An 8,967-nucleotide genomic window follows, 5' to 3' on the forward strand; every position below is an offset into this window, starting at 1 on the left:
GGACCCGAAGGACGCCAAGGAGGCCTTCGTCAAGGCTGCGACCATCGCCCATGATGCCGGGCGCGAGGTGGCGCTGACCCTGTCGGATTCGTTCTGCGTCGACCGCTATCGCGAGGAGTTCCTCGACCTGATGCGCGGCGGCACCGTCGATCTCGTGTTCGCCAATGAGGCTGAGCTGCATTCATTGTACCAGACCTCGGATTTCGATGGCGCGCTGAAGCAGCTGCGCGAGGATGCCACGCTCGGGATCGTCACCCGCAGCGACAAGGGCTGCGTCGTGGTGTCGAACGACGGCGTCATCGCGGTGCCGGCGCATCCGATCGAGACGCTGGTCGATACGACCGGCGCCGGCGATCTGTTCGCCGCGGGCTTCCTGTTCGGGCTGGTGCGCAAGACCGGCTATGAGATGGCCGGCAAGCTCGGCGGCCTGGCTGCGGCCGAGGTGATCCAGCACATCGGCGCAAGGCCGCAGGTCTCGCTGAAGGAGCTGGCGGCGCAGAACGGGCTGAAGGTCTAACGCGAAGGATCTCGTGGGAGGAGACCGGCGCCGCTTGTAGATACGATCCGGGTGAGGGGGCTCTCCGCACGGTCGGTGCTAGCGGCTGTCCCTAGCCCCAGCCCTCTCCCCGTAAGAACGGGGAGAGGGAGCGCACCGCGCGTGCCACGCGAGCAAGTTCCGGCGGAACAGCTCGCGTCGCATCACATCATCACGCCGCCTTCTTGCCGCCCGCCGCATCCAGTCCGGCATAGACGCCGCGCTCGAAGCCCGCGAAGGTTTCCAGGCACTGCCGGTCCGCGAACGGAAGCAGCTGCATCAGGATCACGCCGGTGACGTCGCGCGCGGGATCGATCCAGTAGTAGGTGTTGGCGAGGCCCGCCCAGGCGAGGCTGCCGGCGCTGCGGCCCTCGGGCGTCTGTGCGGTCGTGATCATGAAGCTGAGGCCCCATTTCTTGACGATGTCGGGATAGAGGTCGACATCGTTGGTATAGGCCAAAGCGACCGAGGGCATGCGGGTCATCTCGAGCTCGCCGATGTGATTGTCGCGCATCTGCGCCACCGTCTCCGGCTTCAGCACCTGGTTGCCATTGCCGCGGCCGCCGTTGAGGATCATCCGCGTGAAGCGGATGTAGTCGCCGGCCGTGCCGTACAGTCCGCCCCCGCCCATGTGGAATTCCGGCTCCTGCTCGAGCTCGAACGGGATCGGCGCCAACGTGCCCCCCTCGCCGCGGGCATGCATGCCGACCAGACGCGCGCGCTGCGAGGCGCCGAGCTTGAAGCCGGTGTCGTCCATGCCGAGCGGCGCGAACAGATTGTCACGCAGATAAGCATCGAGCTTCTTGCCGCTCGCGGCCTCCACCGCCTTGCCGACAAAGTCGATGTTGATGCCGTATTCCCAGCGCGTCCCGGGATCGGAGGCGAGCGGCAGTTTCAGCGCGTCGTTCTTGCAGGTGATGATCCCCGGCGTGCCGGCCTTCTGCATGTAAGTGGCCATGTCGCCGTTCCACATGTCGTAGCAGAAGCCGGCGGTGTGGGTCATCAGGTGGCGCAGCGTGATCGCGGTCTTCGCCGGCCGCAGGATCGGCTCGCCCTTGGCGTCGAATCCGTCGAGCACCTGCGGTGCGGCGAGATCCGGCAGGACGGTGCCGATCGGTGCATCCAGCGACAGCCGGCCCTGCTCGACCAGCTGCATGCCTGCCGCGCAGGTGATCGCCTTGGTCATCGAGGCGATCCAGAACACGCTGTCCGTGGTCATCGCATCGTCGCGGCCGAGATCGCGCTTTCCGAATGCGCCTTCGTAGATGACGCCGTTGCTGTCGGCTGCGACGGCCACGACGCCGGGAATCTCGCGCGCCTCGGCCTTCTGCCGCAATACGCCATCGATGTCGGTCTTGTTCTGCATGGTGTGTCCTCCGTTCCGCTCTTGGTTGGCGGTACAGGATTGTTCCCCGGCACGATCCGGCCGGCAAGAACCCGCGGAGACGCAGCCGGTCGCGATCTCGTGATGATGCGGCGCGAACATCAAAGAGGCGGGAGAACGGGCGCGGCGGCGCAACAGCGCTTCAAAATGTTCAGAGAATCATGATTAGTTCCATCGAGCCGCGAGTCCGTCACATGGCCGCCATGTTCCCACCACGGGCCTCGGACTGTTGTGAGTTGCAACTATTTTTGCACTAAAGAGTTCAACGACCGGCCTTTTCGGGCCGACGGTATGATTTTGGCGGCAACGTCCGCCAGTTGGGGGCGATATGATTTCGAAGTGGAGCGAGTGGAAGCGGTATCCCCGCCCGGGGCGCGGTGACAATATCGAGGCACCGATCACCCCGGGAATCTACGAGGTGCGGATCGCCGCGACCGGGGCGCTGTATTCGTTCGGAGCGGTCGACAATGTCGCGCAGGCGCTGGCGCTGCTGCCGGTCGGGCAGAAGTCCTGGTTCGGGCGCCGTGATCCCGCCGCCTTGCCGGACCTGGAATATCGCACCTGTGCGACATCGACCAAGGCTGACGCCAAGGCCGCGGCGGAGCGCATGATCGGGCGGCGCGAGACCTATATGAGCGGCGCGGCCTGAGGCCACGCCAACCGGGGGTCCAATCGCGGGGCACCGCATTTGGTGCCGTGAAGGCACGGTTGGAACGGTCGAATGTACCGTTCGTGAGGCGCACACGCCGTGCGCCTGCGCCATCCCAGGGCTATATTCGGAGCAAGAGACCGACCGCTTCGAGGAGATGCCCATGACACCGCCCGCCGCCGCACGCGCGTCCGCCGCCGTTCCCAGCCTGCGCGACCGCCTCAAGGATCCGTCGCTGCTGCGCGAGCAGTGCTACATCGACGGCGCCTGGGTGGGCACCCCCGGCTTTCCGGTCAACAATCCCGCCACCGGCGCGGAGCTCGCCAGGATCGCGCAGCTCGGCGCAGCGGAAACGACTGAGGCGGTCGAGGCCGCCGCACGCGCCTTCCCGCTATGGGCCAAGCTCACAGCCAAGCAGCGCTCCAACACCTTGCGCAAATGGTTCGAGCTGATCGTTGCCAACCGCGAGGACCTCGCGCTGATCCTGACCTCCGAGCAGGGCAAGCCGCTGACGGAAGCGCTCGGCGAGGTCGACATCGGCGCGGCCTATATCGAGTTCTTCGCCGAGGAGGCGCGCCGCGTCTATGGCGAGACCATCCCGACGCAGAAGCCGGACGCGCGCCTCCTGGCGCTGAAGCAGCCGATCGGCGTCTGCGGCGCGATCACGCCGTGGAATTTCCCGAACTCGATGATCACCCGCAAGGTGTCGCCGGCGCTGGCCGCCGGCTGCACCGTGGTGCTGAAGCCCGCCAACGAGACTCCGCTGTCGGCGCTGGCGCTTGCCGTGCTGGCCGAGCGCGCCGGGATCCCGAAAGGCGTGCTCAACATCGTCACCGGCGATGCGCCCCCGATCGGCAAGGTGCTGTGTGAGCATCCCTCGGTGCGCTTCGTCGGCTTCACCGGCTCCACCGAGGTCGGCAAGATCCTGTACCGCCAGTCCGCCGGCACGGTGAAGAAGCTCGGCCTCGAGCTCGGCGGCAACGCGCCTTTCGTGGTGTTCGACGACGCCGACATCGACGCGGCGGTCGAGGGCGCCATCGTCTCGAAGTACCGCAACATGGGCCAGACCTGCGTCTGCGCCAACCGCATCTACGCCCAGGACGGCATCTACGACGCTTTCGTCCAGAAGCTCGCCGCCAAGGTCGCGGCGATGAAGATCGGCGAAGGTACCGAGGCCGGCGTCGTGCAGGGCCCGCTGATCAACGAGGAGGCGGTCGAGAAGGTCGAGCGCCACATCGCCGACGCGGTGAAGGGCGGCGCCAAGGTTGTCACCGGCGGCAAGCGTCACGCGCTCGGCCGCACCTTCTTCGAGCCGACCGTGCTGCGGGACGTCAGGGCGGATGCGCTGGTCGCGCATGAGGAGACGTTCGGTCCGCTGGCTCCGGTGATCCGCTTCAAGGACGAGGCCGACGTGATCGCGATGTGCAACGCCTCGCCCTTCGGCCTGGCGTCCTACTTCTACGCCCGCGATCTCGGCCGCGTCTGGCGGGTCGCCGAGGCGCTGGAGTCGGGCATGGTCGGCGTCAACACCGGCCTGATCACGACCGAGGTCGCGCCGTTCGGCGGCGTCAAGGAGAGCGGCCTCGGCCGCGAAGGTTCGCATCACGGCATCGAGGAATATCTCGAGATCAAGTACGTGATGATGGCGGGCGTCTGAGCCCCAACGGATCCGGGCTCGCGCCGATCACCGGTGCGAGTTCGGGTCTCGCTCAGGCGATCTTGGGCAGCTTGTCCACCGGCACCATGTAGGACTTGTTGCCGATCTGGTAGATGACCTTGCCGCTCTTGCCGTCGTCGGTCGAGATCTGCGTCTGCTCGAACATGATGACGTTGTTGTAGACGAGGCCGGTACCCGTGCGCGTGATGCCGTTGGCGGTGACGCTGACCTGTGCCTCCTTGCCGCTGACGGACAACACCCGGAAGCTCGCGGCCATGCCGTTCTCGCCGGAATAGCCGGCCCAGCTTCCGACCAGGTTGCTCTCGTCGGCGGGGGGCGTCTGTTTGTCGAGCACTGCGGTGGCCTTGCCGCCGCCGGCCGAGAACAGCAGCACCGCGGTCTTGCCGTTCTTGGTGCCGATCGTAACCGGGCCGAAATCGATGGTCGTTCCGTTGACCTGGCCGATGCCGCGCTCGGTGCGCCCATTATGGGTGTATTCCACGGTCGCCGCGGCGCCGCGGATATTGACGACCTTGAAGCTCACCGCCTGGCCGCTGGCGGTCCAGGTGCCTTTCCATTCGCCGAGCAGGTTGCTCTGGCGGTAGACCCGCTCATTTGCCGGCGAGATCTGGTTCGTGCTTTGGACGGCCACCATGTGCGATTTCCAGGAGCTCGATCGCTCGTTGTCCCCATGTTTCGGATCGTTGCAGAGTAATGCTAACGAGGGGTAGGCCGGCAGCGTTAACGAAGGGTGAACCCCGCGCCGTGATCGGAGGGCGCATCGCGCGACCGATCGTCTCAGTCGCGCGGCAGCGCACCGGCCGATGGCCGCCTGGCTCCAGGGACAAGACCGTTCCGGGAGGGCAGAGGCGCGGCGGTCCGCTTGCCGAGCCAAGCCCGATCGCCGAACATGGCGCCTCTCCCCGCTCTCGAGGTGCGAGCCCGCCCATGACCGCAGCACTGACGCGCGCTGGCGTCGGCCAGTTCCCCGAAGCCGAGGCGCGCCGTCTCGATGCGGAGGGCTATCTGCTGCTGCATGGCGCGATCCCGGCCGATTGGCTGGAGCCGCTGCGGCAGGCGTTCGAGGCGGGCACGCGGCCGTCCGAGCAATGGCCGGTGCCGCGGGGTCGCGACTGGCGCCACGCGATGGTCGATCTCGACCCCATCGTGCAGCGCGTCTGCCGGCTGCCGGCTGCCGGTGATGCTCGGCGCCGTCGCTCACATCCTGAAGGCGCCGTTCTTCCTGGGCCAGGTCGAGGGCCGCGAGCCGCTCCCCGATGGCGGCCAGCAGCCGCTGCATCGCGACGGCATCGACCGTCTGCGCACCGATGCGGTGTCAGCGCTCGCCTTCCTCGATGGCTTCGGCCCCGACAATGGCGCGACCCAGGTGGCGCCCGGCACGCATCGCCGCGACACGGATGATGCCAAGGCCGCGCCGTTCGTCACGGCGGGCGAGGCCGGCGATATCCTGCTGTTCGACGTCAACCTGCTGCACGGCGCGACCCGCAACCGCAGCGGTGCCCGCCGCCGCTCGCTGTTGATCACCTACGCGGTGGCCACGCAACGGGAGGACTGGCGCCGGACGCGTGCCTTGCGCGCGGTGCGGATGGACGACGATGAGGTGTTCGGAGCGCAGTAGCCACCAGCGTGTTGCCTGGTGCTCCGCGCGACCGCGCAAGCCAGTACAGAGGATGCCCATGAAGCTTTACGATTCACCGACGGCTCCCAGCCCGCGCCGCGTGCGCATCTTCCTGGCGGAGAAGGGAGTGACGATTCCGACCGTGCAGGTCGATCTGCGCGCCGGCGAGCAGTTCACGCCGTCGTTCCGCGCGCTCAACCCGCAATGCACCGTTCCCGTGCTGGAGCTCGACTCCGGCGCCGCCGTTACGGACATCATCGCGATCTGCCGCTACATCGAGGAACTGCACCCGGAGCCGGTCCTGATGGGTCGTACGCCGGAGCAGCGCGCCCTCATCGACTGCTGGGTCCGCCGCATCGAGTGGGACGGCATCTCCGCCATTGCGGAAGCCTTCCGCAACAGCACGCCGGGGCTGGAGCAGCGTGCGCTGCCGGGCCCGCTGCCGCTCGCGCAGATCCCGGCGCTCGCCGAGCGCGGACGCCTGCGCGCCGCGCACTATTTCGAGTGGCTCGACGCGCAGCTCGCCGATCATGCCTTCGTCTGTGGCCCCGAGTTCACGGTCGCCGACATCAGCGCCTTGGTGACGGTCGACTTCGCGCGCCGCGCCAAGCTCGACCCGCCCGATCATCTCCGCCATCTCAAGCGATGGTACGGCGAAGTCGCAAGCCGTCCGAGCGCGAAGGCCTGACCTCGCCGCCGCTGAGGTCGCGGTCAGCCCGCGAGCTTCGCCAGCCCCTCCCAATCGAACGTGATGCCATGGCCGGGCCGCGTCGATGCCAGCGCCATGCCATTGTCCAGCACCAGCGGGTCCGCGATATAGCGGTCGAGCCCGAAGCCGTGCGCTTCCAAATATGACCTGTTGGGGCAGGCCGCGAGCAGATGCACGGTGATGTCGTGCGCGCCGTGGCTCGTGACCGGCAGGTTGAACGCCTCCGCCAGCCGGGCGATCTTCATGAACGCGGTGACGCCGCCGCAATTGGTCACGTCGGGCTCGGGGTAGGACACGGCGCCCGCGGCAATGTAGTTCTTGAAGTCCCACAGCGAGCGCAAATTCTCGCCGGCCGCGACCGGCACGCCGCCAGCGTTGAGGATGCGGGCGTGGCCGGCGATGTCATCGGGGATCGTCGGCTCCTCCAGCCAGGTGAGATCGAATGGCTGCAACGCGCGCGCGGCGCGGATCGCCTCCTCCACCGTCCACTTCATGTTGGCGTCCGCCATCAGCGGAAAGCCGTCACCGAGGTGCTGGCGCATCGCCCGGACGCGCGCGACGTCGGCACCGAGATCGGGTCGCCCGACCTTCATCTTGATCGCGCGAAACCCGCGCGCGAGATTGCCGTCGGTCTGCTGCAGCAGCGCGTCCACGGAGAGATCGAGGTCGATGCCGCCGGCATAACATGGCACGCGCGCGTCGAAGCCGCCGAGCAGCCGGAACAGCGGCAGGCCGGCGCGCTGCGCCTTGAGATCCCATAATGCAATGTCGAGCGCCGACAACGCCAGCACGACAGGGCCGCCGCGCCCGCCATAATGCAGGCCCCACCACACCCGGTGCCAGATCGCCTCGGTGTCGTCGGCCTCGTGACCCCCGACGAGATCGGGAATCTCGCGCCGGACGATGTCGGCTACGGCAGTTCCATTGCGGCCCACCGTGTAGGTGTAGCCTGTGCCCTCGGCCCCGTCGGCATCGCGTACGCGGCAGGTGATCAGCTCGAACGCCGTCATCTCGCCATGCGTGCTGTCGGTCAGCGTGACGCTGAGCGGAATGCGATACAGCCCGGTCTCGATCGTCGCGATCTGTGCCATCAGCGCGGTTCCTTCCCTGGATTTTTCGCGAAGGTTATGCTCGTGGTGGGGCCAGGGCAATTGCGAACGGCGCATGAGAGTTCATGGTGGGTGAGCGCGACATCCTGGCGCTGGGGGACCTCGACGGCTCCGACATCCTCGGCATGCTGATGCGCGCGCAGGAACTCGCCGCCTGCTGGCGGGCGCGCGCGATGCCGCAAACGCTGGCGGGCCGGCGCATCGCGCTCGTGGTCGACGACAGCGGCTGGCGCAACACCACCGCCTTCGATCTCGGCATCCAAGCGATGGGCGGTCTTTGCGTGCACACCCCGATCCGCCTCAACGCCACGGAGGCCGTCGAGGATCTCGCCGCCTATCTCGACAACTGGTTCGATGCGGTGGTGTGCCGTACGCCCGAACTGGAGCTGCTGTATGCCTTGGCGCATTGGGCGCAGGCGCCGGTGGTCAATGCGCGCACGCGGCAGAATCATCCCTGCGAGACGCTCGGCGACCTCGCCTTCCTGATGCATCGCCGCGGCACGATCGACGGCTTGAAGATCGCCGTGGTGGCGCCGGCGGCGAACATCCTTGGCTCCTGGATCGAGGCCGCGCAGATGCTCCCGATCGAAATCGTTCAGGTCTATCCGGCGCGATGGCACGCACCGGGAGAGTCGCCACGGTTTCACGTGACGACCGATCTCGATGCCTTGCAGGACGTCGACGTGATCATCACGGATTGCTGGCCGCGTGATGACGAGGCCGGCGCCGTGCAAAACTATCAGATCACCGCAGCGCTGCTGGATCGCCTCCGGCCGGATCTGGACTTCCTGCCGTGCCCGCCGGTGACGCGGGGGCAGGAGGTCTCTGGCGATGCCATGCTGCATCACGCGTGCCGGTCGGTACAGGCCAAGGCGTTTCTGCTGCACGCGCAGAACGCCGCGCTCGAATGGGTGTTCGGCGGCGACGCCGGATCGATCGCCTGACCGTGATTTACCCTGCCTTCGAGCCCATCCGTTCTTCGATCAATTCGGCGGCGCGCCCGGATCGCACGAGCTCGTGGACGGCCTGTTCGATCGCAACGCGCGTCACGGATTTCACAATAACCAGATTCGGTTCAAAGAACGGCCGCCCGCGTTCGAGGTCGGATTGAATCTCCTGGCCGACGCGAGCGGGATCATAGACGTTCAAACGATATCGTTGATCAGAAACGGTGATGGTCAGCGTGAGCCAGCCCTTTGCTGTCACCTCCCATTCGTAATCGGCGAAGTCGGCCGGCCATTCGATGGAGAAGTCCATGTCCTGATCCCCGCATCATGCTGGGCGT

The 8,967-nt window shown here is 67.0% G+C and carries 10 protein-coding genes; 6 read left to right on the forward strand and 4 right to left on the reverse strand.

What is annotated here, in order from left to right:
- Nucleotides 1-517, forward strand: a 517-nt coding sequence (locus BRAS3809_RS24960; RefSeq protein ID WP_035658341.1) for an adenosine kinase, incomplete at its 5' end; no start/stop codon positions are given.
- A gap of 190 nt (nt 518-707) precedes the next feature.
- On the opposite strand, the gene BRAS3809_RS24965 is transcribed toward BRAS3809_RS24960, so the two are convergent.
- Nucleotides 708-1,901: a serine hydrolase domain-containing protein gene (locus BRAS3809_RS24965; protein WP_008964806.1), complete on the reverse strand. Its 1,194-nt coding sequence runs from the start codon at nt 1,899-1,901 to the stop codon at nt 708-710.
- 346 nt (nt 1,902-2,247) lie between these two features.
- Here BRAS3809_RS24965 and BRAS3809_RS24970 point away from each other — a divergent pair, with 346 nt between their 5' ends.
- Both BRAS3809_RS24970 and BRAS3809_RS24975 read left to right on the forward strand, forming a co-directional pair.
- Nucleotides 2,248-2,568: a hypothetical protein gene (locus tag BRAS3809_RS24970; RefSeq protein ID WP_008964807.1), complete on the forward strand. Its 321-nt coding sequence runs from the start codon at nt 2,248-2,250 to the stop codon at nt 2,566-2,568.
- Between the two features lie 163 nt (nt 2,569-2,731).
- The gene (locus BRAS3809_RS24975; RefSeq protein ID WP_008964808.1) at nt 2,732-4,225 is read left to right on the forward strand and encodes an NAD-dependent succinate-semialdehyde dehydrogenase; all 1,494 of its coding nucleotides are present in this window, start codon (nt 2,732-2,734) and stop codon (nt 4,223-4,225) included.
- A 52-nt stretch (nt 4,226-4,277) separates the two neighbouring features.
- Here BRAS3809_RS24975 and BRAS3809_RS24980 read toward each other — a convergent pair whose 3' ends face one another.
- Nucleotides 4,278-4,880: a hypothetical protein gene (locus tag BRAS3809_RS24980; RefSeq protein ID WP_008964809.1), complete on the reverse strand. Its 603-nt coding sequence runs from the start codon at nt 4,878-4,880 to the stop codon at nt 4,278-4,280.
- A 546-nt stretch (nt 4,881-5,426) separates the two neighbouring features.
- Here BRAS3809_RS24980 and BRAS3809_RS37455 point away from each other — a divergent pair.
- Entirely contained in the window at nt 5,427-5,864 is a 438-nt protein-coding gene (locus BRAS3809_RS37455) for a phytanoyl-CoA dioxygenase family protein (protein WP_008964811.1), read from the forward strand.
- A 58-nt stretch (nt 5,865-5,922) separates the two neighbouring features.
- Nucleotides 5,923-6,552, forward strand: coding sequence for a glutathione S-transferase family protein (locus BRAS3809_RS24990; RefSeq protein WP_008964812.1), 630 nt, complete (start codon nt 5,923-5,925; stop codon nt 6,550-6,552).
- Between the two features lie 23 nt (nt 6,553-6,575).
- Here the strand turns inward: BRAS3809_RS24990 and BRAS3809_RS24995 are convergent, their stop codons facing one another.
- Complete coding sequence (locus tag BRAS3809_RS24995) at nt 6,576-7,664, reverse strand: mandelate racemase/muconate lactonizing enzyme family protein (RefSeq protein ID WP_008964813.1); 1,089 nt, start codon at nt 7,662-7,664, stop codon at nt 6,576-6,578.
- Between the two features lie 83 nt (nt 7,665-7,747).
- On the opposite strand from BRAS3809_RS24995, the gene BRAS3809_RS25000 reads away from it, so the two are divergent.
- Nucleotides 7,748-8,626, forward strand: a complete 879-nt coding sequence (locus tag BRAS3809_RS25000; RefSeq protein ID WP_083839163.1) for an ornithine carbamoyltransferase — start codon at nt 7,748-7,750, stop codon at nt 8,624-8,626.
- Nucleotides 8,627-8,633: 7 nt separating this feature from the next.
- Here BRAS3809_RS25000 and BRAS3809_RS25005 read toward each other — a convergent pair whose 3' ends face one another.
- Nucleotides 8,634-8,939 carry a hypothetical protein gene (locus BRAS3809_RS25005; RefSeq protein ID WP_008964815.1) on the reverse strand — a complete coding sequence of 102 codons (306 nt, stop codon included), beginning with the start codon at nt 8,937-8,939 and terminating at the stop codon, nt 8,634-8,636.
- Between the last annotated feature and the right edge of the window lie 28 nt (nt 8,940-8,967).

The sequence above is a fragment of the Bradyrhizobium sp. STM 3809 genome (genome assembly GCF_000239795.1).
In the GTDB taxonomy this organism is placed as follows: Bacteria; Pseudomonadota; Alphaproteobacteria; order Rhizobiales; family Xanthobacteraceae; genus Bradyrhizobium.